Source organism: Caulobacter sp. GW821-FHT10A10 (assembly GCF_059415745.1).
In genome coordinates this window covers 143,606-168,866 of the sequence record NZ_JBWKNV010000006.1, presented here as the reverse complement: position 1 = coordinate 168,866, position 25,261 = coordinate 143,606, and the positions used below count along the sequence as shown (strand labels likewise).

Genomic DNA, 25,261 nt, shown 5'->3' with positions numbered 1-25,261 from the left:
GAACCGGTCGCGGGGAGGGCGGTTCCTAGGGTGAAGGTCCCGCCCGCCTCGTCTAGAACCCCATCAGCCGCGCGTAGCGGTCGCGGTGGAACGAGGCCCCGCCGAACAGGGCTTCGGCCACGCGGGCGCGCTTCATGTAGAGGCCCGCGTCGTGCTCGTCGGTCATGCCGATGCCGCCGTGCATCTGGACCATCTCGTTGGAGGCCAGGTGCAGAACCTCGCTGGCCTTGGCCTTGGCGAGGGAGGCGAGCGCCCGGCTGTCGGCGCCGGCGTCGAAGGCCTCCAGCGCCGCCTCGACGCAGGAGCGGGTGGTCTCCAGGTCGGTGAACCACTTGGCGGCGCGGTGCTGCAGGGCCTGGAAGGTTCCGATCACCTGGCCGAACTGAGTGCGGGTCTTCAGGTAGTCGAGGGTGATCTCGAAGGCGGCCGTGGCCGTGCCCAGCATCTCGGCGGCCAGCCCCGCATAGGCGCGGTCGAGCACGGGCTCGAGGATCGCCCAGCCGTGGCTTTCCTGGCCGAGGACGGCGTCGGCGGGAACCTGCACGTCCTTGAACTCGATCCGCGCCGCGCCGCGGCTGTCGGCCAGCGCCAGGTGGGTGCGGGTGACGCCCGGAGCGTCGCCGGGAACGAGCAGCAGGGTGATCCCGTCCGTTTCGCCGCTCTGGCCCGAGGTGCGGGCGGCGACAATCAGCAGGTCGGCGGCTTCGCCGTCGAGGACGAAGGTCTTGGCGCCGTTGATCGTGTAGCCGCCGAACTCCTTATGGCCGAGCTTCGTCGCCGTCCCGATCCGCGTCGGGTTGTGGTGGGCGTGCTCGTCGACGGCCAGGGACGCGACGATCTCGCCGGCGGCGATCTTCGGCAGCCAGGCGGCCTTCTGGGCGTCGGAGCCGCCGAGTTCCAGGGCGCTGGCGGCGATCAGGGCGGTGGAGAGGAGCGGGGAGGCGGCCAGGGTCTTGCCGGTCTCCTCCAGGATCAAACCGAGGCCCAGATAGCCGAAGCTCGAGCCTTCATGGGCCTCGGGCACGACCACGCCGGCCCAGCCCATCTGGCCCATCTCGCCCCAGGCGGCCGGGTCGAAGCTCTGCTTTGAGCCCTCGTTGCGCAAGCGTCGCAGGGCCGAGACCGGGGCGCTCTCCTGGGCCCAACTGCGGGCCGCGTCGCGCAGCATCGTCTGTTCTTCGGTCAGGACGGCCATGTCAGGCTTGCTCCGGGTCTTGATGACGGACGGCCCATTCGAGGGCCTGTTCGAGACGGTCGTTGCCCCAGAAGAGCTCGCCGTCGGCGGTGACGAAGGAAGGGGCGCCGAACAGGCCGCGTTCGCGGGCCTGGCGGACGTGGTCTTTCAACTGGTCCTTGACCGGCGCCGATTGGGCGGCGGCCAGGACGTGCTCAGGTCCAGCGCCGACACTGGCGATCAGAGGCGCCAGGACCTCGGGGCTGGAGATATCGAGGTCGTCGACGAAGTTGGCCTGGTAGACGGCGCGGCTGAAGGCCGGGGTCCAGCCGTCTTCCAGCCCGCAGATGGCTATGCGGGCGGCGAGGAGACCGTTGCGCGGGAATTGGCTGGGGTGATGCAGCGGCAGGCCCTCGCGGTCGCAGACCCGCGCCAGGTCGCGCCACATGTAGTCGCCCTTGACCGGGAAGGCGTTGAACGGGCTGTCGGTCAGGCCCTGCTGCTCGTGGAACAGCGGCCCGACCAGGAACGGCCGCCACAGCACCGCCACCCCGGCCTGCTCGGCCAGGGCCTCCACCCGCATGGCGGCGGGATAGGAGTAGGTGGAGGCGAACTCGTACCAGAACTCGATCATGAGCTTTCTCCCAGCGTCAGCGGGAGCGTCTCACTGGTGATCCAGCAGGCCAAGCACGCGCTTGGCGACGACGTTGAGGTTCACCTCGCTGGTGCCGCCCTCGATGGAGTTGCCCTTGGCGCGCAGCATGGCGCGCAGGGCGGCGATCTCGTCGGGGGTGAAGCCTTCGCCCTCCCAGCCCAGGCCCTGCAGGCCCAGGGCCTCGACCAGCAGCTCGGTGCGCTCCTGGTTCATCTTGGCGGCGGCGTACTTGATGATCGAGACGGCGGCGCTGGGGCCCGAGCCGGTCTTGGACTCCGCCTCGGCCCGGCGGACGGTGAGCAGGAAGGCGTGGGCGTCCATCTTGTGGGCGGCGATGCGGGTGCGCAGGTCGCCGTCGGCGATGCGGCCCTCGCTGTCGACGCCGACATGGGTCTTGGCGGCTTCGGCCACGTCGAGCCCGGCGTTTCCGCCGAAGCCCGAGGCGCTGATGTTCTGGCGCTCGTACTGGAGCAGGCGCTTGGCGATCTCCCAGCCGCCGTTGACCTTGCCGACCAGCTGCTCCTTTGGGACCTTCACATTGTCGAAGAAGGTCTCGCAGAACGGCGAGGAGCCGCTGATCAGCTTGATCGGGCGGGCCTCGACGCCGGGCGAGGTCATGTCGAACAGCACGAACGAGATGCCCTCGTGCTTCTTGGCGGTGTCGGTGCGCACCAGGCAGAAGATCCAGTCGGCCTGGTCGGCGTAGCTGGTCCACACCTTCTGGCCATTGATCAGCCAGTGGTCGCCCTTGTCCTCGCATTTCGTTTGCAGGGCGGCGAGGTCGGAGCCGGCGCCGGGTTCGCTGTAGCCCTGGCACCAGCGGGTCTCGCCGCGGACGATCGACGGCAGGAAGCGCTGCTTCTGCTCCTCGGTGGCGTATTCCAGCAGCACGGGGCCCAGCATCCAGACGCCGAAGCTCATCAGGGCGGGGCGGGCCTTGATGCGGCGGAGCTCCTGCTCCAGCACCTTGTTCTCGGCCTTCGAGAGCCCGCCGCCGCCGTACGCCTTGGGCCACATCGGCGCGGTCCAGCCCTTGTCGGCCATGCGGTCGAGCCAGAGCTTGGCGTCGGGGTTCTTCCATTGGGCCTTGCGGCCGCCCCAGGGCGCTTCCTTCTCGTCGGCCATCGGGGTGCGCATGGACGGCGGGCAGTTGGCCTCCAGCCAGGCGCGCGTCTCGGCGCGGAAGGTGTCGAGTTCGGTGGCGCCGAAATCGGCCATGGCGGGGGCTCCCTGGTTCGTCTCGGGCGCTTGGCGGCCCGCTTCGGAGGGCAGACTACGCCACGGAACGCTGGGAGCAAGTCGATTCAAACGATCGTTCGCATCGCGATGCGCGACGGGAGCGCCCCTAAGGCGTTATAGAAGCGCCGATGACGTTTCCCGGTCCGGGATTCGCCGATCAGGGGTCTTGATGTCCGCGCCAGAACTGAGACCCGCCGCCCTGGCGATCGCGCCGACTCTGGCGGCGATCCTGGCCGCTTCGGCCGGCGTGCTGCTGCTGGCCTCGGGCGCGACGCCGTCGGAACCCACGCGCTTCGCCATCCTGCTGGCCTTCGCGCCGTCGGCGCTGATCGAGATCAGCCACTTCGTCTCGTCGATCCTGGGTCTGGTGCTGGTGCTGCTGGCCTTCGGCCTGCGCGCGCGGCTGGACGCGGCCTGGTGGGCGACGCTGGTGATGCTGGCCGCCGGCGCGGTGCTGGCGATCTTCAAGGGTCTGAACTGGGAAGAGACGGCGATGCTGAGCGCCTTCTTCCTGGCCATCGTGCCGTTCCACGAGGCCTTCCCCCGCAAGGCGGCCCTGTCGCGGATGGAGATCACGCCCGGCTGGCTGCTGTCGGCGGCCGCGGCCATCGGCGGGGCGGCCTTCCTGGGCTGGTGGATGTTCCATCACACCGAATACGCCGACCGCTCGTGGATGCGGATCATGGGCGACAAGGAGGCCGCGCGGGCCATCCGCTCGTCGATCGCCGCGGCGGTGGTGCTGATGGGCATCGGCCTGTGGCGTCTGATCGCCACCCCGGCGACGCCGCCGGTCGTGGACGACACCGATCCCGACTTCGACCGCGTGCGGGCGATCCTGGCCAAGGCCGAAGCCGCCGAGCCGGCCTCGAACCTGGCCCTGCTGGGCGACAAGCGCTTCCTGTTCTCGGCCTCGGGCGAGAGCTTCCTGATGTTCGGCGTACGCCGCCGCTCGTGGATCGCCATGGGACCGCCCGTGGGCCGCGACGACGAGCGCATGGAGCTGTTCTGGCGCTTCCGCGAACTGGCCGACGCCCACGCGGCGCGGGCCGGCTTCTACGCGCTCGGCCCTGAGGACCTGCCTGACACCGTGGACCTGGGCCTGGCCATCCAGAAGACCGGCGAGAGCGCGGTGGTGCCGCTGGAGAGCTTCTCCCTGGCCGGTCGCCGTCGCGAGGTCCTGCGCCGCAACTGGCGCAAGGCCGGCGAGGGCGGGGCGACCTTCGAGATGATCCCGGCCGGCGCGGCCATGACGGTGATGGCCGAGTTGCGGGTGATCTCCGACGCCTGGCTGGCCCACCACGCCGGCGGCGAGAAGCAGTTCTCGATGGGCGGCTTCGATCCGCGCTACGTCGCCGAGTTCCCGGTCGCCCTGGTGCGCTCGGAAGGCCGCATCGTCGCCTTCGCCACCCTGTGGACCACGGCCCACAAGGCCTCGTTCTCGATGGACTTGATGCGCTACTCCGACGAGGCGCCCAAGAACATCATGGACTACCTGTTCGTCGAGCTCCTGCAGTGGGGCAAGGCGGAGGGCTATACGGCGTTCGAGTTCGGCATGGCCCCGCTGGCGGGCCTGGACGACCGGCCGTTGGCCCCGATCATGTCGCGCGTGGGCCGTCTGCTCTACGAGCGCGGCGAGGGAATCTACAATTTCCAGGGCGTGCGGCGCTACAAGGACAAGTACGATCCGGTCTGGCAGCCGCGCTACATTGCGGCACCTCGTCGCTGGGCGATCCCGTTCCTGCTCGCCGATATCGGCCTGATGTCGTCCGGAGGGGTCTCCGGACTGACCAAGCGGCCGCGACCTAATAGCGCGGGTCGCCCGTCTTAAAGCCCAGCAGATTGAGCGCGTGAGCGGCCAGAAGCAGGGTCGCCACCGCCGTCACCATCATCAGCGGGCGCCACGGCGCCATGCGCGGACCCCTTGCGGGGTTGGAAGGACGCGCGCCCAGCCAGCCGAAAAGCACGGTCAGGGCGATCGTCGTCGCGCCTGCGATCAGGGTCGGGATCATGTCCATGGCCGCGAAATGGCCTGCGACAATCGGCCTGGCAATAGGTTAATGTGCGTTAACACACGGGAACCGAATCCTCTGTACATACCTTGGTAACTGTGTCTGTTAACCTGTCCACAGGAACGCTACATCTAGCGTTTCGGTCGCGTTTACACGCTAGGAATCGGTGACTAGCGTGGGTCCCCAGGTGCGGGGAGAACGATTCGCATGACTGCCGCGGCTCCATGGAGCGTAAAGGGAATCGACCCGAAAGCACGGGAGGTCGCCAAGGACCTCGCCCGTCGCTCGGGCATGACCCTCGGTGAGTGGCTGAACCGGATGATCATCGAAGGCGATTCCGCCGGTTTCGATGCTCCGCCCGCCGATCCCGTTAACGATACTGGCCGTTCGAACGGCCGCGCCATTTACCTTGAGGCCGACCGCGCCGAAGCGCCGCCGCGCATCGAGGCTCCCGAACATCCCGCCGACGAGGTGGGCCGGATGGCCACCGCGCTCGACCGCCTGACCCAGCGCATCGAGGCCGCCGAGGCCCGCTCGGCCCAGGCCATCACCGGCATCGACCAGTCGGTGCGCGGCGCGCTGCAGCGCCTGTCCAATTCCGAGCGCGAGCAGATCGCCGTCGCCGCCCGCTTCGAGGGGCTGGCCGACGAGATCAAGACCGACCAGAACCGCAACGCCGAACGCCTGCGCCGCATCGAGAACGAGGCCGCCGGCCCGCGCTCGGCCGAGGCCCTGCGCGCGCTGGAAAGCGCCGTAGGCCGCGTGGCCAATCACCTCTACGAAGGCGAAAGCCGCACTCGCGAGACCTTGGCCTCGCTGGAAGCCAAGGTGGCGGCGAAAGAAGCCGCTCCGGCCTCGGCCGTGGTGGAAGAAGTCGTCGCTCGTCTGCAGGAGCGCCTGGAAGCCGCCGAGGCCCGCACCGCTGAGGCGCTGCAGGCGCTGGGCGGCTCGTTCTCGGCCCTGGACAACCGCCTGTCGGCCGTCGAGGGCGATGGCGGCAGCGCCCAGAAGCGCCTCGAGGAACTGGCCGGCAGCCTGTCGGCCAAGATGGAGGCCGCCCGCGTCGAGATGGCCGCCAAGCTGCGCGAGACGGCCGACGGCCGCTTCGACCGCATGGAGCGCAAGCTGGGCGAGATGACCGCCCACATCCAGGCGGCCGAGCAGCGCTCGGCCCAGGCCATCGAGCGCATGGGTCGCGAGGTCGTCGGTCTGGCCGACGCCTTCAATCGCCGCATCCAGACCTCGGAAGCCCGCCAGGCCAACGCCATCGAGCAGGTCGGCGGCGAGGTGGCGCGCATCGCCGCCAGCGTCGAGCACAAGCTCAATCGCAACGACAGCGTCCAGGCCGAGGCCCTCGAGAAGCTGGGCGTCGAGATCGCCCGCATCACCGAGAAGCTGGCCGAGCGCATCAGCGCCTCGGAGCGCCGCAACGCTCTGGCCATCGACGACGTCGGCGACCAGGTGGTTAGGGTTACCGACCGCCTGAACCAGCGCGCCGAGCGCAGCTCGCAGGAACTGATCGACCGCATCCGCCAGTCGGAAGAGCGCACCGCGCGCCTGCTCGACGAGGCCCGCGAGAAGATCGACACCCGCCTGGCCGACGCCCAGCGTCGCCTGGCCGAGACCCCGGCCCCCGCGCCGGCCCCGGTCCGTCAGGCGCCCGCGGCGCACTCGCCCTTCGGCGAGGACCGTTTCTCGTTCGGTGGCGAGGCCGTCAGCGAGGACGTGTTCGAGCAGCCGACCTTCCCGCAGCCGAGCTTCCCGCCGGCCGCCGCGCCCGTTCCGGCCCCGGCCTTCAGCGCGCCCGCCGCGTTCGAGCCGGACTTCCCGATCGAGGAGCCCGAAGCGCCCGGCTTCGCCGAAGAGGACTTCGAGGCCGCCGACGGCTTCGCCGTGACCCCGCCGGTCCACGAGCCGGCCTTCGAGGCCGACGCCTTCGATCCCGAGCCGCAGGCCGCGCCCGTCGCGACCCGCCCGATGTCGACCCGCGAGGTCATCGAGCAGGCCCGCGCCGCCGCCCGCGCCGCGGCCGCCGGCGCCGAGAGCAAGGCCAAGATCAAGCCCGCCAAGCCCGAGAAGGCTCCGGCCAAGTCGCTGTTCGCCGGCTTCGGCAAGGCCCTGCCCAAGAAGTCCAAGCGCGGCGCCTCGTCGACCCTGGTCGCGGCGTTGCTGGTCTCGGGCGGCGCCGCCGTGCTGGGCGTGGGCATGGCCGCCGCCACCCTGAAGACCGATCGCGATGGCGTCGGCGTCAACGACCGTGTGGCCAAGGCCATCGCCGGTCGCGCCTCGGACGTCGAGATCAAGTCGGCCGAAGCCGACACCACCCCGGCCCAGCCGCGCGTGGCCATGGCGGTGGTGACGCCGGTCTCGCAAACGACGACCGCGCCGGCCGCCGCGCCGACGCCGGCGCCTGCCGCCGAGCCGGCCGCCGACACCGGCGAGGCCCTGTTCGCCGACGCCGTCAGCCTGCTGGAAGCCAAGGACCGCGCCGGCATCGCCCCGCTGCGCAAGGCCGCCAATCTCGGCCTGCCCAAGGCCCAGTTCGTGCTGGCCAAGATGTACGAGATGGGCGAGGGCGGCCTGAAGAAGGATCCGACCGAGGCCCGCCGCTGGTACGAGCGCGCGGCCCAGGGCGGCGACGCCAGCGCCATGCACAATGTCGGCCTGTTCGCCTCGCGCGGACAGGGCGGTCCGCAGAACTGGACGACGGCGGCCAACTGGTTCCGCAAGGCGGCCGAGGCCGGCCTGGTCGACAGCCAGTTCAACATGGGCCGGCTGTACGAGAAGGGCACGGGCGTCGCCCAGAACCCTGCCGAGGCCTATCGCTGGTACCTGATCGCGGCCCGCGCCGGCGACGGCGAGGCCCGCACCCAGGCCACCCGCCTGCGCGGCCAGCTGACCCCGGAAAGCCAGCGCATCGCCGAACGCTCTGCCGAGTCGTTCCGCTCGCGCCTGGCCGCCGCGCCGCGCACGACCCAGGTGGCGACCGCCGCCGCCGCGCCGTCGGCCGGCATGGCCACCGCCCAGCGCGCCCTGTCGCGCCTCGGCTACTACCAGGGTCCGCAGGACGGCGCGTCGTCGCCGGCCCTGCGCATGGCCATCCAGGCCTTCCAGCGCGACCAGAGCCTGCCGACCTCCGGCGGCCTGGACGGCGAGACCCTGAAGCGCCTCTCGGCCTACTAGGCCTGAGATCAGCACCCGATCCAGACGACGCCCCCGGGACGCAAGTGCCGGGGGCGTCTTCGTATTTGGTCGGAGCATCCCCGAGTGCTTCCCCCATGCATCCCAAGTGGACCTGCGCGCCGACCTGGGTGATAGTCATCGTTTCGACGCAAACCCGCGACGGGTGAAACAATTCGACGCGCGGTCTGGTCTATCGTTGCTGTGAGTTACGCGACCGGCGGGACGCTGGCGGCCGCAGACGGGGTGGGGGGATGGCTCTCGAGCCTTCCGAAGGAGTGCTGATCTTGACGACGGATCACGTGAGCGAGCGCGTGCCGGTTCCGCGCACCGTATGGGTGTTCGGCCTGGCGACCCTGGTTCCCTTCGTCGCCGCCTCGGGCCTGTTCTGTTACGGTCCCGTCTCGCAGCGCGGCCCGGCCCTGGTGGCCCTGCTGGCCTATTCGACGGCCATGCTGTCCTATCTCGGCGGCGTGCGCTGCGGGCTCGAGATCGACCATATCCGTCCGCGCTGGCTGACGCTGGCGCTGTCGCTGCTGCCGCCGCTGGCCGGGGTGGCGCTGATGCTGGGGGCCGAGCGCTTTGGCGCCGCCTGGCAGCTTTCCGGCTTCCTGTTCGTGTTCCTGTTGCAGTGGCTGTGGGACGTCACCAGCCACGAGGGCCCCGCCTGGCGCCCCCGCCTGCGCACCCTGCTGACCACCGGCGCGGCCCTGTCGCTGGCCTTCGCCCTGGAGCAGGCCCTGGCGCTCTAGCGCGCCGCGACCGCCTTCTGGGCCAGGGGATCGTCCAGGCAGGCCTTGGCCACGGCGTGGTTCAGCTTGGCCTTCTTCTTCTCCAGCCGGTGGCTCAGCGCCGTGCCCGCCGCCGCGCCGGCGAACGGAACCACGACATTGCCGCCGACGCCGACCACGGCGCGGACGATGCGGTGGTCGTTGTACTGCTCGGCTTCGGCCCGGGCCTTGCGGCACTTGGCGGTGTCGTAGCGCGGCTGGCTCGGATCCAGCCTTGCGACGGTGTCGCGCGGGGCCGGATTGCTGGCGCAGGCCGACAGCGCCAGAAGCAAGATGAGGCTCGGGATCAGCGGGCGCATCGGGCGGGGTCTCCCAGGTGGACGTTTTGCCGCTAACGCCGCCGGAGCCGACAGCGATCCTAGGGCGAAGCTTGGGACGGTCATCGCGCGAGAGCGCAGTTCCCCGTTCGTTTCGCCGCCGCGAAGTGTTAATCAGCGGGCCGTGAGCGCCCTTCCTTCGAGTCTCGACCTTGCCCCGGCCCTGGTGGTGCTGCCGGGCCCGCGCGCCGGCGTGGCCGACGGCGGCGCGCGCCCGGGCGAGACGGGCGGCCGCGTGATCCGGCCGCCGGACGCGCGCGACCTGTTCGAACATGGGCCGGTGCTGGTGGCCCACGCGGCCATGACCGCCAAGCGCCTGAACCTGCATGCGCCGTTCCGCAGCCCGGCGATCTTCGACGTGCTGGAGCTCTACGCCTTCACCCGCCCGGCGACCTTCTGCGCGCCGTCGGCCGTGGGCCTGGCCATGGCCCTTGGCCTGCCCGAGCCGCGCGGCGCGGCCGCCCAGGCCGAGACCCTGCGCGAGGCCGCCGACGCCCTGCTGCGCGAACTGGCCCTGACGCCCCGCCCGTCGCGGGAGGAGGCCCTGGCCGTGGCCGAGACCCTGGCTCGGGCCGGCTGGGCCTGGGGGGCGGCGGTAGTCGGCGCGCTGCGCTCGGTTCCGGTCGGCAACCAGTTCAGGAGTTCGGGCCTCGACGTCTGGTCGCGGCTTGTCGAGTGGGAAGACCAGGCCCCGGTCGGCGAGCCGCTGTCGCGTCCGATCGACCCCGAGGCCGCCAGCGAGCGCCTGAAGTCGCTGCTGGCCCGCGCCGGCCTGGACGAGGTGCGCGAGGCCCAGGACGCCTACGCCCGCGAGGCCTCGTACGCCTTCCAGCCGAGGGAGCGGGAAGGTGAGCCGCGGATGATGCTGGCCGAGGCCGGCACCGGCGTTGGCAAGACGCTCGGTTACCTCGCCCCCGCCAGCGTCTGGGCCGAGGTCAATGGGCCGTCGGTGTGGATCAGCACCTATACCCGCGCCCTGCAGCGCCAGATCGAGCGCGAGAGCGCCGCCATCTATCCCGACGCCCTGGTGCGCGCCCGCAAGGCCGTAGTGCGCAAGGGGCGTGAGAACTATCTGTGCCTGCTGAACCTGCAGGAGCAGGTCAACAGCGCCCAACTGGGCAATGGCGATCTGGTGGGCTTGGCCCTGGCCGCGCGCTGGGCGCGGATCAGCCGCGACGGCGACATGACCGGCGGCGACTATCCGGCCTGGCTGCCGACGCTGTTCGCCGTGCCGCCGTCCGCCCAGGCGAGCGCCGCCAACCTGGTCGATCGCCGGGGCGAGTGCATCCACGCCGGCTGCCAGCATTATCGCGTCTGCTTCATCGAAAAGGCCGTGCGGGCCTCTAAGCGCGCCGACCTGGTGATCGCCAACCACGCCCTGGTCATGACCCAGGCGGCCTTCGACGGCGCTCGCGCGGCGCGGGGGCTGAAGGGCGACAACGAGACGACGGCGGTCAAGCGGGTGGTGTTCGACGAGGGCCACCACCTGTTCGACGCCGCCGACAGCGCCTTCTCCGCCGCGCTCTCCGGCGCCGAGGCCGCCGAGCTGCGCCGCTGGATCCGTGGTCCCGAGGGACGCGGGCGGCGGGGCAGGGGGCTGGAGGCCCGGCTGCTCGACATCCTGGGCGACAAGGAAAGCGCCCGCCAGGCCCTGAGCGCCGTGATCCAGGCCGCCACCGCCCTGCCGGGCGAGGGCTGGTCGGGCCGGATCGCGCCGCCCGACGGCCAGGTCAATCCGATCGGGCCGATCGAGAACTACCTCGTGGCCGTCATCGAGCAGCTGCGCGCCCGCTCCAGCGAGCGGGGCACGCCCGAGCAGGGCATGCAGTGCGCCGCCCGTCCCGCCGTCGAGCTGGTGCGCGAGCGGGCCGGCGAGGCCGCCCGCGCCCTGGCCGGCATCGAGGCTCCGCTGTTGGCCCTGGCCCGCCAGCTAGAGGACGTGCTCGACGAGGACGCCGAGCATCTGGGCCCGTCCGAACGCGCCCGCATCGAAGGCGCGCTACGAGGGCTGGATCGCCGGGCGCGCATGACCCTGCCGGCCTGGCGTTCGATCCTCAAGGCCATCGACGAGGACGCCGAGGACGATCCCGACTTCGTCGACTGGTTCGAGGCCACCTTCCTCTACGGCCGTGTCGTCGACGCCGCCTGCCGCCGCCACTGGGTGGATCCGACCGAGCCCCTGCGCGCGGCGGTGCTGAGCCCCGCCCATGGTGTGCTGGTGACCAGCGCCACCCTGGTCGATCCGGCGCTGGAGGATCCGTTCGCCCTGGCCGAGATGCGCACCGGCGCGGCCCGCCTGCCGCAGCCGCCCAAGGTGCTGCGCCTGGTCTCGCCCTTCGACTACGAGAAGAACGCCCGCGCCTTCGTCGTCACAGACGTCAACAAGGAGGACGCGCGCCAGGTCTCGGCCGCCATGCGCGAGCTCTTCCTGGCCGCCAACGGCGGGGCGCTGGGGCTGTTCACCGCCATCCGCCGGCTGAAGGCCGTGCACGAGCGCATCGCCGCCCCGCTGGCCGACAAGGGCCTGCCGCTCTACGCCCAGCACGTTGATCCGCTGGAGGCCGGCGCCCTGGTCGACATCTTCCGGGCCGAGGAGGACGCCTGCCTATTGGGCACCGACGCGATCCGTGACGGCGTGGACGTGCCAGGCCGATCCTTGCGCCTGCTGGTCTTCGATCGCGTGCCCTGGCCGCGGCCGGACATCCTGCACAAGGCCCGGCGGACCAAGTTCGGCGGCAAGGGCTATGACGACTCCATCGCCCGCGCTCGCATCAGCCAGGCCTTCGGCCGCCTGATCCGCCGGGCCGACGATCGCGGCGTGTTCGTCATGCTCGACGCGGCCGCCCCCACCAGGCTCTTTTCAAGCCTGCCCGAAGGGGTGACGATAGAGAGACTCACGCTCGTCGAAGTCATTGAAGCGACGGCCGCATTTCTGTCCGAAGCGCGGGATTAAAGGCGGCGTGGGCATCCTCCGTGGGGGGAGGGTCTTGGAGGATGAAGTTGCGGTTTCCTATCGGGGCGACGGCCCTGCTGCTCGCCGGCGTGATGGCCGGCTCCGCGTCGGCGCAGGAGTTCGTGCGCGGCGATTGCCTGAACGTGGTCCAGCCCACGCGCAGTCTGCGGTTCGAGAACGACGAGCACGCCCGCTGGTACAAGCGCTTCTGGACGGGCAACTGCCAGGACCTGTCGCTGTGCTTCCCTGGATCGCCCAACTGGAACGACATCGTCACCAAGCTGATCAACAAGGGCGGCGCGTCCGAGAAGCCGGCCTTGCTGCCCAAGGCCTGCAAGCTGGGCCAGATGATCGGCATGGAATGGGCGCGCGACCGCAAGATCAAGCGGATCAGCACCCAGGACCTCAAGCGCTTCTCCAACATCCTCGACGACGCCGGCGACCCGCTGAAGGGCGTCGAGGCGGTGGAGGTCAAGGCGCGGGCGCTGCTGGCCAAGCCCCAGGGGTGAACTTCCTGCGCTGACCCTGCGGCCGCTCTAGCCTCCGAACCGTCGTATTGACGACTCCCGACCGTCGAATTTGTGCAATCGAGCGGGTATAGAGAGGCCGTGGGGAGAAGAGCAGCAAAGGGAGCGATCCTATGGCCGTGACCACCACCGATCTCGCCATCGACGACAAGGCCGCGCCCAGCGAGGTCCGGTCTTCCCGCGCCCTGGTTCAGGCCGTGCGCTGGCGCAGCGGTCTCTCGCAGGCCGAATTCTCCCGCGCCTTCGCCATCCCCCTGCCGACGCTGAGCGAGCTGGAACACGGCGAGGCCCGTCCCGACGCGGCCATGCTGGCCTATCTGCGGGTCATCGACCACGCGCCCGAGGTGGTGCGCGAGGCCCTGACGCGGGCGGGGCTTTAGGGCGCCCCCCCAACCGCGCTTACCAAATCATCCCGTCATTCCCGCCCTTGTGGCGGGAACCCCTCTGTCAGCCGCAAGAGCGGATGGGGCGGCGTGCTCAGCACGCCGCTTGCATCTCACGTGTCAGCGGAACCAGGGTTTCCCGCCACGAGGGCGGGAATGACGGGAGAATGGGATGGCGTGCGAGGGGAAGGCCTCACTTCCCGCGCTTCTGCGCGAACAGCCATTCGCGCCAGGCGCTGTCATGCATCATGTCGGGCGGCACGACGTGGGCCATGCCGCGGTAGGAGACGAAGCGCACCGCGCCGCCGGCGTCGGCCAGGGCGCCGGCCCAGGCCAGGTCGGGGGCGTAGGGGTTCTCGCGGTCCTTGTCGCCGTGGATGATCATGACCGGGGTCGGGGCGACCTTGGCGGCCTGGCTGCGCTCGGGCGGCACGCCGGAGAAGGCGACCACGGCCGCGAACTTGCCCGGCTGCGCGGCCGCGGCGTTCATCGCCGCCGAACCGCCCATCGAGAAGCCGACGAGGTAGATGCGGTCGGTGTCGATCGGCAGGCGGGTCGCCAGGTCGTCGATCAGGGCGAGGATGGCCGGCAGGCTGGCGCCCGGACGCGAGGCCAGCAAGCGGTCGGCGCCCTTGGCGTAGTCGGCCGTGCGGGTCGGGGCCTGGGGGACGAGCACGAAGGCGGGGAAGGCCTTGGCCGTCTCGGGGCGGGCCCAGCTGCGGGCGAAGGCGCCCATCTGGGCCTTGTTGTCGTCGCCCACCGCGCCGGAGCCGTGCAGCACCACGACCAGCGGCAGGCGCTCCTTGGTGTTGGGCGACAACAGGCGATAGGGCAGGCGCACGCCGTCGGGGGCGGTGAAGCCGGCGGCGGCGAAAGCCTCGACCGGCGGCAGGTCGACCGGCGGGGGCAAGGGCGTGGTCGCGTAGCTGCGGGTCTCGACGGCCAGGCTCGGCGTGGGACCCGGCGCGCGTGTCGGCGTGGCGGCGCAGGCGCCGAGCAGGAGACAGGCGAGCAGCGGAAGCGACTTTTGCATCCGGTTTGCATAGCGCGCTTCGCGGCGGTTGTCTGGTAGTCGACGCCTGGCCTGTTTCTGGTCCGGTGCAGCAACCCTCACCTTGGTCGGCGGGTTTACTTCCCGACGCCCCTTCGGGCGAAGAACGGGAGAAGCCGATCATGATCGGTCACAAGCATCATCAGGAAGACGGCCGCCACTTCACGCACGGCACGGCGTCCAGCACCGCCGACGCGGCTTCGGAGGCCAAGCTGAAGCCCGAGGACCGTCATATCGAGGCGCCGCACGCCAAGCTGGCCGAAAAGCCGCTGGCCGAGGGCGAGAAGCACGACCAGCTGGCCGAGAAGGTCGAGTGCTCGGAGAGCCGCCAGGAAGCCCTGCTCGACGAGGGCCTGGAAGAAAGCTTCCCGGGCAGTGACCCGGTCAGCGTCAAGCGGATCACGTGATCCGCTAAAGCCTCACGCCCCGCGCGGGAACCGCGCGGCGGCGCGGGCCGCAAAGCCGCTCCGGGCGTTTTCGGCTTCGGCCGGTTCGGCCCCGGGCATGACCACGCTGGAGCGGCGACGACGGCGGCGGTTCTTCTGGGCCGAGATGTCGGCGAAATCCATGGCCCCGCGCTCGCGGGCGTCGCGGCGCACGGCCTCGATGTGGCTGGCCAGATAGACCACCGCCACGCCGACGGCGTCGGCCGCCAGGTCGGTGACGCTGGCGCTGCGATGGGCGAAGAACTGGGCGACCTCGATGCTGGCCCCCAGCAGGATCGCGGCGACCGCCAGATCGTTGCGGCGCATGCGCGGGAAGGCCAGGAACGACACCGCCGTCAGCCCGCCGAAGGCCAGGGCGTGGGCGGCCTTGTCGCTGAGGCCGAACACCTGCTCCAGGCCCTGGTAGGGGCCTAGCATCAGGGTCACGGCGGTCCCCGCGCCGACGAACAGAACGGCCTTGGCGGCGGTCACGACATGGTTGGGCGTCAACATGGACTCGGCTCGCGGTGGAGACCTGAGTCCTAAGGCCGCATGCCTCGCAAACCGTGAAGGAACACGGTCAACGGAAGATGACTATTTCGGCTTGGCGGCCTTGGCCCCATCGGCCTTGGCCTTGTCGCTGGCGTCCTTGGCCGTCTTCCAGGCGTGATAGGCCTCGAGATAGGGCTGGCGACGCAGGATCTTCGAGGCCGGATCGACGATCACCGGAACGGCCGCCACCCGGACCCGGCCCGTCCCGTCGGTCATCGGCAGGGTGACCAGCTTGTCGCCGACCTTGATCTCGACCGGCATCGGGAAGCGCCCGGCCGGCGTCTTCCAGGCCAGCACCAGGTCATCGCCCTCGCGGGTCTCGACCAGGTCCGGCAGCTCTGCGTGGCGCAGATAGGCGTTGAAGAACCAGCCGTAGTCGGCGCCCGTGGCGTCGTTCACCGCCTTGATGAAGTCGCCGGTCACCGCGTAGCGCGGCGCGAAGTTGCCAGGCTTGGGATCGGGGCGGCCATAGACCAGCACCCGCGTGGCCTGGAAGAAGGCCTTGTCGCCGATCAGGCCGCGCAACGTGTGCAGCATGTTGGCGCCCTTGTAGTAGATGTCGGTCCCCGGCCCGACCTTGGCGTCGTAGACAGCCTCTTCCTCCATCGGCTTGCCCGAGACGATCGGGAATTTGTTGAAGCTCTTCACCCGCATCTCGTTCAGGCGAACCATGTATTCCATGTCGCCGTGCAGCCACTGCGAATAGAGCGGCTGCATGTAGGTGCCGAAGGCCTCGTGCAGCCACATGTCGTCCCAGTCGACATTGGTCATCTGGTTGCCGAACCACTCGTGCGACAGCTCGTGGTGCAGCAGCCAGTCGAAGCCGTAGATCTCCTGGGCGTAGCCGGCGCCATAGGCGTTCAGCGTCTGGTGCTCCATGCCGAGATGCGGGGTCTCGACCGCGCCTATCTTCTCGCTGCGGAACGGGTAGGGACCGATCATCCCTTCGTAGAAGTCGAGCATCGGGGCGAACTGGGAGAACAGGCCGCGGGCCTTGGCTTCGTTGCCTTCGACCGTCCAGAACTCGATTGGGAAGCTGTCGCCGAAGCGGCTCCTATAGGTGTCCTTCAGCTGGACGTAAGGGCCGATGTTGAGGGCGACGGCGTAGGTGTTGGGCGTCTTGATCCGCCAGTGGAAGGTGCGCTTGCCGCCGTCTTCCTTGATGTCGACCAGCACGCCGCCCGACGGCGCCGACAGCGGGGCGGGCACGGTGACGCGCAGGTCGACGAGGTCGGGCTCGCCGGTCGGGTGGTCGATGCACGGCCAGAAGAGGTCGCAGCCCTCGCCCTGCACGGCGGTGGCGATCCAGGGGCGGCCATCGGGGGTCTTGGCCCAGACGAAGCCGCCGTCCCACGGGGCGCGCTTGGCCTCGACGGGTATGCCGCCATAGCGGATGCGCACGGCGACGGGGTGGCCGGCGGCGATCGGCGCGGGCGGGGTGATGATCAGTCGGCCGTCCGGGTTGCGCCAGGCCGAGGCCGGCAGGGCGCGGCCGTCCAGCGACACCGCCGAGACCGGCAGCTCGCGATCGAGATCCAGCACGATGGCGGGCAGGTCGCGGTCGGCGCGCAGGGCCAGCACGGCCTCGCCGGCGATCGCCTTGCGCTCGGGGAAGACCTCGATCGAAAGGTCGACATGCTCGATGTGAACGCCGGCCTGGTCGGGCTTCAGCGCCCCGCCGGTGGCCAGGGTCTGGGCAGTGGGCGGCGCGCGCAGCGGCTTCACGGCCTTGGGCGTCTTGGCGGCGGGCGCGGCGGCGATCAGCAGCGGCAGGGCGGCGACGAGGGCGGCGGCCCGGACGGTCGTGATGGGCAAGGCGACTCCCCGCGATGGACAGGGCCCATCGGTAGGGGAGGCGGAGGCTCAGGCCAAGAGGTCGCGCTAGGCGGCGACGAACCGGGTCGCGTCCGGGCTTCTGGCGCGCGCGGCGTCGGTCATCCGCGACAGGGCCTGCGCGATGAAGGCGCGTTCGGCCTCTTCGGTTGGGAAGAAGCGCCGCGGCAGGACCATGGCGCTGCTCTGGACCAGGAACACCCAGTACTTGCGGGTCTGGTAGAGGTCGGTGACGCAGGGCCAGCGGGCGCTCATCGTCAGGTCGTCGAGGTCGTAGACCAGGGCCTCGGGCGTCAGGCGGACGGTCAGCGCCTGCTCGTAGGCCTGGCCGCGCTCGGCGAGGGCCTTGCGCAGCGTGGGCCCGGTCGCCCGCTGTATGATGAAGATGCCGACGCCCAGGCCGAGCATGGCGAACTCGACCGACACGAAGGCCGTCAACCACGATCCCGACCACCATGCGGCCAGGGGAACGCCGACGGCCAGCATGCTGATCAGCAGGATGAACTTCGCCTGACGGGGCGACAGGCCCCGACGCGCCTTGATGTAGGCCATGGCGGCGGTGCTTTCACCGACCACGAGCTGGCCCGTCGCTTCGCTCATGTCTTCCCCCTCGACGACCCCGACGATGCGCCAGGGCCGGCCCTACAGCTTCTCGCTGAGCTTGATCGCCACCTTGCAGCCGGTCTGGATGACGGCGCTGAGCAGGGGATAGGCCGTCGCCTCGTGGGCGCCTTCCTCGATGGCGAGGTCGCGGTGCATCAGCTCGTCGTCGCGGAACTTGGAAAGCTCGGCGGCGAGGGCCGGGTCGCGGTCCTTCAGCTCCTCGATCTGGCCGGCATAGTGCTTCTCGATCACCGATTCCACGGCCTCGGTGCAGGCGTGGGCGGCCTTGTCACCGATCAGGGCGGTGCCGGCGCCCAGGGTGAAGGCCGCGAGGCGCCAGAGGGGCGACATCAGGGTGGGACGCACCTTGCGCTCGGCCAGCAGTTCGTCGAAGCGCGACAGGTGGACTTGTTCGTGGCCCTCCATCTCCTTCAGCTGCTCGGCGATGCGCTCGCGGCCGGGGGCGTGCTTCATCACGGCCTGCTGGCCGCGATAGATGTGCACGGCGGCCAGTTCGCCGGCCTGGTCGACGCGCAGGATCTCGGCCAGGCGGGCGGCCTGGGCGCCGCGGCCGGGACGGGGCGGAACGGCTTTCTTCTGAGCGGCGCTCATGTTCAGGCCTCCTGCTTGCGAAGGGCGGCGAAGGCCGAGACGACGGCCAGGCCCAGCGAGACGAGAGCGTTCCAGCCGGCCATCGACAGGCCCAGGAACACCCAGGCGGCCTTGTCGCACATCGGGGCTGAGATCTTGGCGCCCTTCAGCATGGCCACCAGGTCGTCGGACTTGGCCAGGCCGCCGCCGGTGCAGGTGCTTGGACCGGGCCACCACTTCCACTCGACCCCGGCGTGGAAGGCCGCCAGGCCCGCGCCGTAGAGGAAGATCGCGCCCAGCAGCCACAGGGCCGGCGCGCGCAGGCGCGGCCACAGGGCGGTGCGCTGCAGGATCGCGGCGATCAGGCCGACGGTCCCGGCGACCCAGTAGACCTCGCGCTGCTTGAGACAGAGGTGGCAGGGCGCCAGGCCTCCGAAGGTCTCGAAGGCGTGGGCCGCGCCCAGCATGGTTGCGCTGGCGGCCAGGGCCAGGACCGGCCAGTGCCGGGCGATCCAGTCCAGCGGCGGGCGCTTGGGAACCAGAGGGCCGGCCTGGATCGTCGGGGTGTCGGTGGTCATCCGGCGCACGCGCCTCCGCTGCTTCCCCCCAGGAAATGGCTCGCGCCGAGACCGATGACAAGGAGCAGGATCAAACCGCCGGCCACGAGGGCCAGGCGGCGCTCGATCACCGGCAGGAGGGTGGGGCCGAACTTCTTGACGATGAAGGCGACCAGGAAGAAGCGTCCAGCGCGGGTGGCGGTGCAAGCGGCCACGAAGATCGGGAAGCTGAAGTGCAGCAGGCCCGAGGTGATCGTCACCAGCTTGAACGGGATCGGGGTGAAGCCCTTGGCGATGATCACCCACGAGCCCCACTGGTTGTACCAGCACTCGGCGTCGGCCAGGGCGGTCGGCTTGCCCAGCATGGCCAGTAGCTGCTGCGCGCCGGCCGTGAAGAAGAAGCCGATGCCGTAGCCGACGATGCCGCCCAGCACCGAGGCCAGGGTGCAGAGGGCCGCGTAGCGCCAGGCGCGGTCGGGCCGGGCCAGCACCATCGGGGCCAGCATGACGTCGGGCGGAACGGGGAAGAACGAGCTTTCGGCGAAGGAGACGGCGAACAGGCTGGTAGGGGCGTGGCGCGAGGCGGCGAGGCCCATGACCCAGTCGTAGAGGCGGCGCAGCATGCGGACTCCCATTTGCGGAACGCGCCGTTGCTAGCAGGGGGCGGGGCGCTTGTCCCGGCCGATGCGCCGCTGTGTTGCGGTTCTTTTCAAGGCGATGCGAAGACGGGCGCGAAGGGGCCTTCCAGATACGAAAACGCCCCGTCCTCCAGGCGCCGGGCCGACATGGCGCGGAGGAGGACGGGGCCACGCGGTCGCCGCAACATTACGACCGCGCGTCTCGAAAGAGGTCGGGGGAGCGACCTCTAGAACTTGACCGCCAGCGAGACGCTGTAGTTGCGGCCAGGAGCGGTGTAGCCGTCGACGACCACCGGCTGGGTGGCGGTCGCGGTGGTGGTCGCGCCGCGCACGTCGCTCCACCACCAGTACTTTTCGTCGGTCAGGTTGAAGACGCCGCCGCGCACGGTGAGCGCCTGGGTGACGTTCCAGTAGCCGGTGAGGTCAGCGGTGCTGAACGCCGGCGGGGCGAAGCAGGTCCCCGAGCAGGTGACGCCCAGGCTGTCGAACGACTTCTTCTGCACGTGCATGACGTTGAACTGGCCGCCGAAGCGACCGGCCGGGTCACGGTAGGACAGGCCGGCCGTGAACTTGGCCGGATCGACCGACTGCAGCGGCGTGCTGACGCCGGCGGTGTTGGTCGAGAAGCCGCGGGCGTAGGCGGCCGTGCCGATCAGGCGCCAGTTCTCGCCGATCAGGACCTCGCCGCGGGCCTCGGCGCCGCTGATCTCGGCCTCGGCCAGGTTGACGTATTGATAGACGGCCGGGTTGGCGGCGGTGAACGCGCCGCTGACCTGCACCTGCTCGATGAAGTCGTCGTACTTGCCGGTGAAGCCGGTGACGCCGAGGTTCCAGGTCGGGCGGCGCAGGCGCACGCCCAGCTCGAAGCTGCGGCTGGTCTCGGGCTTCAGGTTGGGGTTCGAGATGGCCGTGTAGAAGCTGGTCGGGTTCGAGAAGCCGTTGTTGACCTGCGACGGGGCGGGGGCCTTGAAGCCGCTGGCGGCGTTGGCGAACACGCTGATCAGGTCGTCGACCTTCCACACCGCCGACAGCTTGGGCGAGACGTGCGAGTCGCTCTGGCCCACCGGAGTGTTGGCCGTGAACAGCGGGTCGTTCTTCGGATCCAGCTTGTAGTAGTCGTAGCGCAGGGCCGGGTAGAAGGTGACCGGGCCGGCCGCGAATTCGTCCTGCACATAGGCGCCGACCAGGGTGTAGTCGGTGGTCGGGAAGGCGCGGTTGGGGAAGGTCTCGCCGGCCGGCGGCACGGTGCCCGTGCGCAGGCTCTGCTGCTGGGTCAGCGAGGCGTCGGCGCCCCAGACGATGCGGTGCTCGGCGCCGCCAAGCTGCGCCTTGCTGACCAGTTCCAGCGCGCCGCCGAACACTTCGTTGTCGAACTTGGCGTCGCGGGTGCGGTCGGCGGCGGTGTTGCGGTCCTCGGCCGAATACTGCCGGGTCGTGCTGTTCTGGTAGTAGGCGGTGGTGCGGGCGCTCTCGATGAAGCCGTCGCCGCCGGTGAAGACGTGGGCCAGGCTGACGCGGTCGCGACGCATCTTGTCGAAGGCCGTCAGGCCGATCACCGAGGTCGAGGCCGTCGGGCTGATCGCGATCGCCGACAGCACGTTCCAGTCGATGTCGCGGTCCAGGTGGTCGAGCGTCAGGGTGAACTTGTTGCGGTCGTCGAGGTTGAAGACCAGCTTGCCGAGCGCGGCGTTGGACTGGTTGTCCTCGGGGTTGGCGACCGTGCGGGCGACGGTGCGCGAGGCGTTGGTCCCTTGCGTCTCGGTCTCGTGGCCGTCGCGGCGGGTGTAGGCCAGCAGGCCTTCCCAGCGGCCGGTCGAGCCGGCGACCAGGGCGCTTTCGCTCCAGCTTTCATCGGCCGACGAATAGCCGACGCGGCCGCGGGCGGCGAAGTCCTTGCCCTGCAGGATGTCGGCCGGGTCCTTGGTGAAGAAGCTGACCGAGCCGGCCAGGCCGTCGCTGCCGTAGAGGGCCGAGGCCGGGCCGCGGACGATCTCGACCGACTTCAGCACGTCGACGTCGACATAGTCGCCGCGACCGGCCGACTGGGCGCCGAAGGCGTAGCTGTCGGGGATGCGCACGCCGTCGACCATGATCAGCACGCGGTTGCCTTCGAGACCCCGGATGGCGAAGCCGGCGTTGCCGTCGCGGCCCGTCGAGGCGCCGGCGGCGGTGAAGCGCGAGGGGGCGCTGCGCACCGAGACGCCCGGCTCGAACCGCACCAGATCCTTCACGTCGTCGACCAGCGCGTCCTCGATCTCCTGAGCGGTGGTCACGGTGACGGTGGCGGGGACGTCGAGCACCGACTTCTCGCCGCGGGTGGCGGTGACGGTCACCTTGTCGAGCTCGGCGATATCGCCACCGGGGGCGTCAGGCGCGTCGGCGGCGTGGGCGGCCGCCGAGCAGAGCAGTGCGGCGGCGGATGCGGCGGCGAAGAAGAGCGTGTTGCGAGACAAGGAAGAACCCCCAGGTAGTCGGCCTTGATGCGAATTGTTCGCATTCGTTGGCAGCGTGCTAAAACCGTCTGGCGGCTTGGTCAAGTTATTTGCAATTGATTCTTAGATTCATCCGCAATAGGAGCCTCTCCAACGACCGATCGTCCTGGAAGGGGGATTCCGATGAAGACCATGCTCGCTTCGGCGGCGCTGCTGGCGGGCCTGGGCCTGGCCGGCCTGGCGCACGCCCACTCGCCCTACATGCTGCCCAGCACCTTCGACGTCTCCGACCGGAAGATCGTCACCGTGCAGGGCTCGTTCACCGAGACCTTCTTCACGCCCGAAGTGGCGATGAAGTCCGACACCTACGCCGTGGTCGGCCCGGACGGCCAGCGCAAGCCGCTGACCCCGACCTACCTGCGCGAGATGGCGCTGGTCGAGGCCCCGGTCGAAGCCGCCGGCACCTACCGCATCACCACCGGCCAACGCGCCGGCCGGGTCGGCAAGGCCGCCCTGATCAAGGGCGAGTGGGAGTTCATGGAGCCGGGCAAGGCGCCGGCCGGCGTCCAGGTCGTGGACATGCAGAGCATCACCACCGCCGACGTCTACGTGACCCGCGGCGCGCCGAGCACGGCCGCCCTGGCCCCGGTCGGCAAGGGCCTGGAGTTCCAGGCGATCACCCATCCCAGCGACATCACCACCGGCCAGCCGGCCAAGTTCGTGGTGCTGTACGACGGCAAGCCGGTGGCCGGCCAGGAGGTCACCCTGACCGGCGGCAACGACCGCTATTCCGACGCCAAGACCGCTCCGGTCACCGTCAAGAGCGACGCCCAGGGCCGCTTCGAGATCAAGCCTGACCACTCGGGCGTCTACCAGGTTCAGGCCCGCTACCGCGTGGCCCCGGCCGCCGAAGGCCAGCCCGGCCAGAGCCACACCTACTCCCTGACCTTCGAATCCCTGCGCTGAGAACCGACATGATCCGCAAGAGCCTCATCCTGGCCGCCGCCCTGGCCGCCGTCTCCGCCCCGGCCCTGGCCGCCTCGCACGCCCGCGACACCTTCATCAAGGAACAGGACGTCAACGGCGACGGCGTCGTCACCAAGGAAGAGTTCGTCATCACCCGCGACCAGCTGTTCAAGGCGATCGACGCCGACAAGAACGGCTCGCTGTCCAAGGAAGAGTACGTCGGCGAGTTCAAGGCCCGTCTTGAAAAGCGCCTCGCCGCCTCGCCCGACACGGCCGAGAAGAAGGAAGAGGAGCGCGTGCGCCAGATGCGCCAGGCCGACGTGCGCTTTGGCGTGCTCGACAGCGACAAGAGCGGCGCCATCACCCCGGCCGAGTTCGCCTATTCGGGCTGGCGGATGTTCGTGACCCACGACACCAACAAGGACGGGACCGTCTCGGCGGCCGACCCGATCCCCGCCGACACCAACTGAACCGACATCAACCTAGATCGGCGGCCTGACGCGTGAGCGGTCCTCGCGACCGCTCCGCCAAAGCCTGGGGGGCTGCGGGCCGCCGCCGTCCCCGGCTCCGTTCATCCCCTTGAGGAGCCGGGGGCGATACCCCTTTCGTCCAGCCGCCTGGCCTCAGCGCGGCGGGACGAAGTCCTCGATCGCCCGCACGAAGGCCTCGGGGCGCTCGAGATAGAGGAAGTGGCCGCTGTCCGGGACCACGACGCGCTTGGCGTCGGGCAGGGCGGTCTCCAAAGCCTTGGCCTGGTCCTGCACGTCGTCGATGTCCACTTCGCCGACCAGGATCAGGGTCGGGACCTTGATCTCGGCGAGACGCGGCTTGGCGTCGACGGCGAAGCGCTCCTTCTGGTTGGCGCCGACATTGCCCGGATGGGCCTTCAGCTGATCCACCACCCACTGGCGCTGAGCGTCCGCGTCCCTGGTCAGGATGTAGGGATCGCGCGCCGCGCCCTCGATGTCGCCCAGCTTGAACAGGGCCATCAGTTTCAGACCCCGCGCGATGAACCCGGCCGAGGGCTTGAACCCCGCCACGAAGGGGCCGACCAGCACCAGGCGCGAGACGCCGTCCGGATGGGCCAGGGCGTAGTCGACGGCCAGGCCGCTTCCGGCGGAGGATCCCACCAGCACCGGCCGCTCGATCTTCAGGGCGGCGATCACCGCCTCCAGGTCCCTAACCGTCTGGTAGGGCGCGGCGGCGGGCGTCGAGCCTCCGAAGCCGCGCCGGTCGTAGCGTACCACCTTGTAGCGCGCGCACAGCGCCGGCCAGGCGGCGTCGAAGGCGGCCTTGTGCAGTATGCCGTCGTGCAGCAGCACCAGGGCGGTCTCGCCTTGGCCGCAGCTCTCGTAGGCCAGGCGGCCGCCCTCCACCTCGACGAAGGTCTCGGCGGGCTGGGCCATGGCGGGAGCGGCGAGCAACAGGCATGCGGCCGCGATCGCCCGAACGGGCGTGGACAGAAGGCGCATCTTTCGTCTCCGGTGTGAGGAAGGGCGGGGCTCAGCCCGCGTCGCGGATCTCTTCGACGCCGTCGTCAGGCAGGTATTCGAGGATGTCGCCCGGCTGGCAGTCGAGGTAGCGGCAGATGGCGTCGAGGGTGGACAGGCGCAGGCCCTTCACCTTGCCCGACTTGAGTAGCGAGAGGTTGGCGTCGGTGATGCCGACGGCGCGGGCCAGGGTGTTGGAACGCACCTTGCGGCGGGCCAGCATGACGTCGAGGCGGAGCAGGATCGGCATCAGACGAACGCGTCCCGGTCTTCCTCGATCTCGCGGCCGACCTGCATCACCTGGGCGATGACGAAGACCAGCAGGCCCAGGATCAGGCCCTGGATGCTCGAGAGGTGGAACCAGTTCCTGTCGATCTCCCAGCCGGTCGCCGACAGGAAGAGGTGGCAGAGGAACGGCGAGACGGCGTAGGCGCACAGCCAGGCGCCGACCCGGCCGATGTGGCGGGCGTTGGCCGCGCCGAAAACCTCGCCGCCGGCATAGAGCAGAAAGAGCGCTCGCAGGTGGGCCAGGATCGCCAGCACCGGCGCGATGCGTAACGCGCCGACCAGGGCGTAGGCGGCGCGGTGCGGCCAGGAGAGCGAGGCGAAGGCCACCGAGTCGGGCGGTCCCTTGCCGATCCAGGCGGCCGTCGGGCCGATGCGGAAATTATCGCCCGGCCAGGCCAGCACCGCCAGGATCAGCACGCCGGCGATCAGGCTCGTGATGACCAGCAGGGCGGTCAGCAGCCAGGCCAGGGCGCGGCTGCCCAGCCGCAGCTGGCGATGGCTGGCCGAGGGCGGCGGCGGCGCGACCGGCGGTGGTCGCAACGAGACGACGGTGGACACGGAAACCTCCCCTGGGCTTCGATGGATCATCGTTCTTACAGAAAATAAT

Annotated in this window: 25 protein-coding genes; 9 read left to right on the top strand and 16 right to left on the bottom strand. The window is 70.2% G+C overall.

Going from position 1 to position 25,261, the window contains the following annotated elements; translation table 11 throughout:
* Positions 1-52: 52 nt before the first annotated feature.
* From AC07NS_RS17230 to AC07NS_RS17220, 3 genes are read right to left on the bottom strand one after another with little or no spacing between them, the layout of a single operon-like run.
* Positions 53-1,195, bottom strand: a complete 1,143-nt coding sequence (locus tag AC07NS_RS17230) for an acyl-CoA dehydrogenase family protein (protein WP_494605155.1) — start codon at positions 1,193-1,195, stop codon at positions 53-55.
* Between the two features lies 1 nt (position 1,196).
* A complete protein-coding gene (locus AC07NS_RS17225; RefSeq protein WP_494605153.1) occupies positions 1,197-1,808 on the bottom strand; it encodes a 2-hydroxychromene-2-carboxylate isomerase in 612 nt (203 codons plus the stop codon).
* Positions 1,809-1,838: 30 nt separating this feature from the next.
* The gene (locus AC07NS_RS17220; RefSeq protein ID WP_494605152.1) at positions 1,839-3,047 is read right to left on the bottom strand and encodes an acyl-CoA dehydrogenase family protein; all 1,209 of its coding nucleotides are present in this window, start codon (positions 3,045-3,047) and stop codon (positions 1,839-1,841) included.
* Positions 3,048-3,237: 190 nt separating this feature from the next.
* On the opposite strand from AC07NS_RS17220, the gene AC07NS_RS17215 reads away from it, so the two are divergent.
* On the top strand, positions 3,238-4,896 hold the full coding sequence (locus AC07NS_RS17215) for a phosphatidylglycerol lysyltransferase domain-containing protein (protein WP_494605151.1): 1,659 nt from the start codon (positions 3,238-3,240) through the stop codon (positions 4,894-4,896).
* Here the strand turns inward: AC07NS_RS17215 and AC07NS_RS17210 are convergent.
* Positions 4,871-5,083, bottom strand: coding sequence for a hypothetical protein (locus tag AC07NS_RS17210; RefSeq protein ID WP_110119342.1), 213 nt, complete (start codon positions 5,081-5,083; stop codon positions 4,871-4,873). The two genes, AC07NS_RS17215 and AC07NS_RS17210, sit on opposite strands and share 26 nt — an antisense overlap.
* 201 nt (positions 5,084-5,284) lie before the next feature.
* On the opposite strand from AC07NS_RS17210, the gene AC07NS_RS17205 reads away from it, so the two are divergent.
* Both AC07NS_RS17205 and AC07NS_RS17200 read left to right on the top strand, forming a co-directional pair.
* On the top strand, positions 5,285-8,260 hold the full coding sequence (locus AC07NS_RS17205; protein ID WP_494605149.1) for an SEL1-like repeat protein: 2,976 nt from the start codon (positions 5,285-5,287) through the stop codon (positions 8,258-8,260).
* A gap of 284 nt (positions 8,261-8,544) precedes the next feature.
* Positions 8,545-9,009 (top strand): DUF3429 domain-containing protein, encoded by a 465-nt coding sequence (locus tag AC07NS_RS17200; protein WP_233248228.1) that lies wholly within the window; start codon positions 8,545-8,547, stop codon positions 9,007-9,009.
* Here AC07NS_RS17200 and AC07NS_RS17195 read toward each other — a convergent pair.
* Entirely contained in the window at positions 9,006-9,347 is a 342-nt protein-coding gene (locus AC07NS_RS17195) for a hypothetical protein (RefSeq protein ID WP_494605147.1), read from the bottom strand. The genes AC07NS_RS17200 and AC07NS_RS17195 overlap by 4 nt on opposite strands.
* A gap of 142 nt (positions 9,348-9,489) precedes the next feature.
* Here AC07NS_RS17195 and AC07NS_RS17190 point away from each other — a divergent pair, with 142 nt between their 5' ends.
* The 3 genes from AC07NS_RS17190 to AC07NS_RS17180 all read left to right on the top strand — a co-directional run bounded on the left by AC07NS_RS17190 (position 9,490) and on the right by AC07NS_RS17180 (position 13,225).
* Positions 9,490-12,318, top strand: coding sequence for an ATP-dependent DNA helicase (locus AC07NS_RS17190; RefSeq protein WP_494605146.1), 2,829 nt, complete (start codon positions 9,490-9,492; stop codon positions 12,316-12,318).
* A gap of 41 nt (positions 12,319-12,359) precedes the next feature.
* Complete coding sequence (locus AC07NS_RS17185; RefSeq protein ID WP_110119340.1) at positions 12,360-12,827, top strand: hypothetical protein; 468 nt, start codon at positions 12,360-12,362, stop codon at positions 12,825-12,827.
* 131 nt (positions 12,828-12,958) lie between these two features.
* Positions 12,959-13,225 carry a helix-turn-helix domain-containing protein gene (locus AC07NS_RS17180; RefSeq protein WP_487290974.1) on the top strand — a complete coding sequence of 89 codons (267 nt, stop codon included), beginning with the start codon at positions 12,959-12,961 and terminating at the stop codon, positions 13,223-13,225.
* Between the two features lie 196 nt (positions 13,226-13,421).
* On the opposite strand, the gene AC07NS_RS17175 is transcribed toward AC07NS_RS17180, so the two are convergent.
* Positions 13,422-14,261 (bottom strand): carboxylesterase family protein, encoded by an 840-nt coding sequence (locus tag AC07NS_RS17175; protein ID WP_494605144.1) that lies wholly within the window; start codon positions 14,259-14,261, stop codon positions 13,422-13,424.
* A 140-nt stretch (positions 14,262-14,401) separates the two neighbouring features.
* On the opposite strand from AC07NS_RS17175, the gene AC07NS_RS17170 reads away from it, so the two are divergent.
* Complete coding sequence (locus AC07NS_RS17170; RefSeq protein WP_110119337.1) at positions 14,402-14,686, top strand: hypothetical protein; 285 nt, start codon at positions 14,402-14,404, stop codon at positions 14,684-14,686.
* 12 nt (positions 14,687-14,698) lie between these two features.
* Here the strand turns inward: AC07NS_RS17170 and AC07NS_RS17165 are convergent, their stop codons facing one another.
* The 7 genes from AC07NS_RS17165 to AC07NS_RS17135 form a co-directional block, all read right to left on the bottom strand.
* Positions 14,699-15,217, bottom strand: a complete 519-nt coding sequence (locus AC07NS_RS17165) for a VanZ family protein (RefSeq protein ID WP_494605142.1) — start codon at positions 15,215-15,217, stop codon at positions 14,699-14,701.
* 81 nt (positions 15,218-15,298) lie between these two features.
* The gene (locus AC07NS_RS17160; protein ID WP_494605140.1) at positions 15,299-17,071 is read right to left on the bottom strand and encodes a M1 family metallopeptidase; all 1,773 of its coding nucleotides are present in this window, start codon (positions 17,069-17,071) and stop codon (positions 15,299-15,301) included.
* Positions 17,072-17,137: 66 nt separating this feature from the next.
* Positions 17,138-17,689, bottom strand: a complete 552-nt coding sequence (locus AC07NS_RS17155) for a YcxB family protein (RefSeq protein WP_494605138.1) — start codon at positions 17,687-17,689, stop codon at positions 17,138-17,140.
* Between the two features lie 42 nt (positions 17,690-17,731).
* Positions 17,732-18,304, bottom strand: coding sequence for a demethoxyubiquinone hydroxylase family protein (locus tag AC07NS_RS17150; RefSeq protein WP_494605137.1), 573 nt, complete (start codon positions 18,302-18,304; stop codon positions 17,732-17,734).
* A gap of 2 nt (positions 18,305-18,306) precedes the next feature.
* Positions 18,307-18,861, bottom strand: coding sequence for a disulfide bond formation protein B (locus tag AC07NS_RS17145; protein ID WP_494605136.1), 555 nt, complete (start codon positions 18,859-18,861; stop codon positions 18,307-18,309).
* Positions 18,858-19,463, bottom strand: a complete 606-nt coding sequence (locus tag AC07NS_RS17140; RefSeq protein ID WP_494605134.1) for a YqaA family protein — start codon at positions 19,461-19,463, stop codon at positions 18,858-18,860. Before AC07NS_RS17140 ends, AC07NS_RS17145 begins: the two co-directional genes overlap by 4 nt.
* A gap of 242 nt (positions 19,464-19,705) precedes the next feature.
* Positions 19,706-21,931 (bottom strand): TonB-dependent hemoglobin/transferrin/lactoferrin family receptor, encoded by a 2,226-nt coding sequence (locus AC07NS_RS17135; protein ID WP_494605132.1) that lies wholly within the window; start codon positions 21,929-21,931, stop codon positions 19,706-19,708.
* Between the two features lie 162 nt (positions 21,932-22,093).
* Between AC07NS_RS17135 and AC07NS_RS17130 the strand changes: the two genes are divergently transcribed.
* Positions 22,094-22,876, top strand: coding sequence for a DUF4198 domain-containing protein (locus AC07NS_RS17130; RefSeq protein ID WP_494605130.1), 783 nt, complete (start codon positions 22,094-22,096; stop codon positions 22,874-22,876).
* A gap of 8 nt (positions 22,877-22,884) precedes the next feature.
* A complete protein-coding gene (locus tag AC07NS_RS17125; protein ID WP_492856955.1) occupies positions 22,885-23,346 on the top strand; it encodes an EF-hand domain-containing protein in 462 nt (153 codons plus the stop codon).
* Between the two features lie 153 nt (positions 23,347-23,499).
* Here the strand turns inward: AC07NS_RS17125 and AC07NS_RS17120 are convergent, their stop codons facing one another.
* Genes AC07NS_RS17120 through AC07NS_RS17110 form a run of 3 tightly spaced genes read right to left on the bottom strand, consistent with a single transcriptional unit; the run spans position 23,500 to position 25,212 of the window.
* A complete protein-coding gene (locus tag AC07NS_RS17120) occupies positions 23,500-24,348 on the bottom strand; it encodes an alpha/beta fold hydrolase (protein ID WP_494605128.1) in 849 nt (282 codons plus the stop codon).
* Positions 24,349-24,379: 31 nt separating this feature from the next.
* Positions 24,380-24,616, bottom strand: a complete 237-nt coding sequence (locus AC07NS_RS17115; RefSeq protein WP_494605127.1) for a helix-turn-helix domain-containing protein — start codon at positions 24,614-24,616, stop codon at positions 24,380-24,382.
* A complete protein-coding gene (locus AC07NS_RS17110; protein WP_494605125.1) occupies positions 24,616-25,212 on the bottom strand; it encodes a DUF2975 domain-containing protein in 597 nt (198 codons plus the stop codon). The genes AC07NS_RS17115 and AC07NS_RS17110 overlap by 1 nt, the downstream gene beginning before the upstream one ends.
* Between the last annotated feature and the right edge of the window lie 49 nt (positions 25,213-25,261).

Coding starts and splice junctions, on each gene's coding strand:
- AC07NS_RS17155 (WP_494605138.1), bottom strand. CDS start 17,689: ATGAGCGAAGCGACGGGCCAGCTCGTGGTCGGTGAAAGCACCGCCGCC.
- AC07NS_RS17195 (WP_494605147.1), bottom strand. CDS start 9,347: ATGCGCCCGCTGATCCCGAGCCTCATCTTGCTTCTGGCGCTGTCGGCC.
- AC07NS_RS17175 (WP_494605144.1), bottom strand. CDS start 14,261: ATGCAAAAGTCGCTTCCGCTGCTCGCCTGTCTCCTGCTCGGCGCCTGC.
- AC07NS_RS17225 (WP_494605153.1), bottom strand. CDS start 1,808: ATGATCGAGTTCTGGTACGAGTTCGCCTCCACCTACTCCTATCCCGCC.
- AC07NS_RS17210 (WP_110119342.1), bottom strand. CDS start 5,083: ATGGACATGATCCCGACCCTGATCGCAGGCGCGACGACGATCGCCCTG.
- AC07NS_RS17170 (WP_110119337.1), top strand. CDS start 14,402: ATGATCGGTCACAAGCATCATCAGGAAGACGGCCGCCACTTCACGCAC.
- AC07NS_RS17215 (WP_494605151.1), top strand. CDS start 3,238: ATGTCCGCGCCAGAACTGAGACCCGCCGCCCTGGCGATCGCGCCGACT.
- AC07NS_RS17230 (WP_494605155.1), bottom strand. CDS start 1,195: ATGGCCGTCCTGACCGAAGAACAGACGATGCTGCGCGACGCGGCCCGC.
- AC07NS_RS17115 (WP_494605127.1), bottom strand. CDS start 24,616: ATGCCGATCCTGCTCCGCCTCGACGTCATGCTGGCCCGCCGCAAGGTG.
- AC07NS_RS17140 (WP_494605134.1), bottom strand. CDS start 19,463: ATGCTGCGCCGCCTCTACGACTGGGTCATGGGCCTCGCCGCCTCGCGC.
- AC07NS_RS17205 (WP_494605149.1), top strand. CDS start 5,285: ATGACTGCCGCGGCTCCATGGAGCGTAAAGGGAATCGACCCGAAAGCA.
- AC07NS_RS17120 (WP_494605128.1), bottom strand. CDS start 24,348: ATGCGCCTTCTGTCCACGCCCGTTCGGGCGATCGCGGCCGCATGCCTG.
- AC07NS_RS17150 (WP_494605137.1), bottom strand. CDS start 18,304: ATGAGCGCCGCTCAGAAGAAAGCCGTTCCGCCCCGTCCCGGCCGCGGC.
- AC07NS_RS17185 (WP_110119340.1), top strand. CDS start 12,360: ATGAAGTTGCGGTTTCCTATCGGGGCGACGGCCCTGCTGCTCGCCGGC.
- AC07NS_RS17165 (WP_494605142.1), bottom strand. CDS start 15,217: ATGTTGACGCCCAACCATGTCGTGACCGCCGCCAAGGCCGTTCTGTTC.
- AC07NS_RS17130 (WP_494605130.1), top strand. CDS start 22,094: ATGAAGACCATGCTCGCTTCGGCGGCGCTGCTGGCGGGCCTGGGCCTG.
- AC07NS_RS17180 (WP_487290974.1), top strand. CDS start 12,959: ATGGCCGTGACCACCACCGATCTCGCCATCGACGACAAGGCCGCGCCC.
- AC07NS_RS17125 (WP_492856955.1), top strand. CDS start 22,885: ATGATCCGCAAGAGCCTCATCCTGGCCGCCGCCCTGGCCGCCGTCTCC.
- AC07NS_RS17220 (WP_494605152.1), bottom strand. CDS start 3,047: ATGGCCGATTTCGGCGCCACCGAACTCGACACCTTCCGCGCCGAGACG.
- AC07NS_RS17145 (WP_494605136.1), bottom strand. CDS start 18,861: ATGACCACCGACACCCCGACGATCCAGGCCGGCCCTCTGGTTCCCAAG.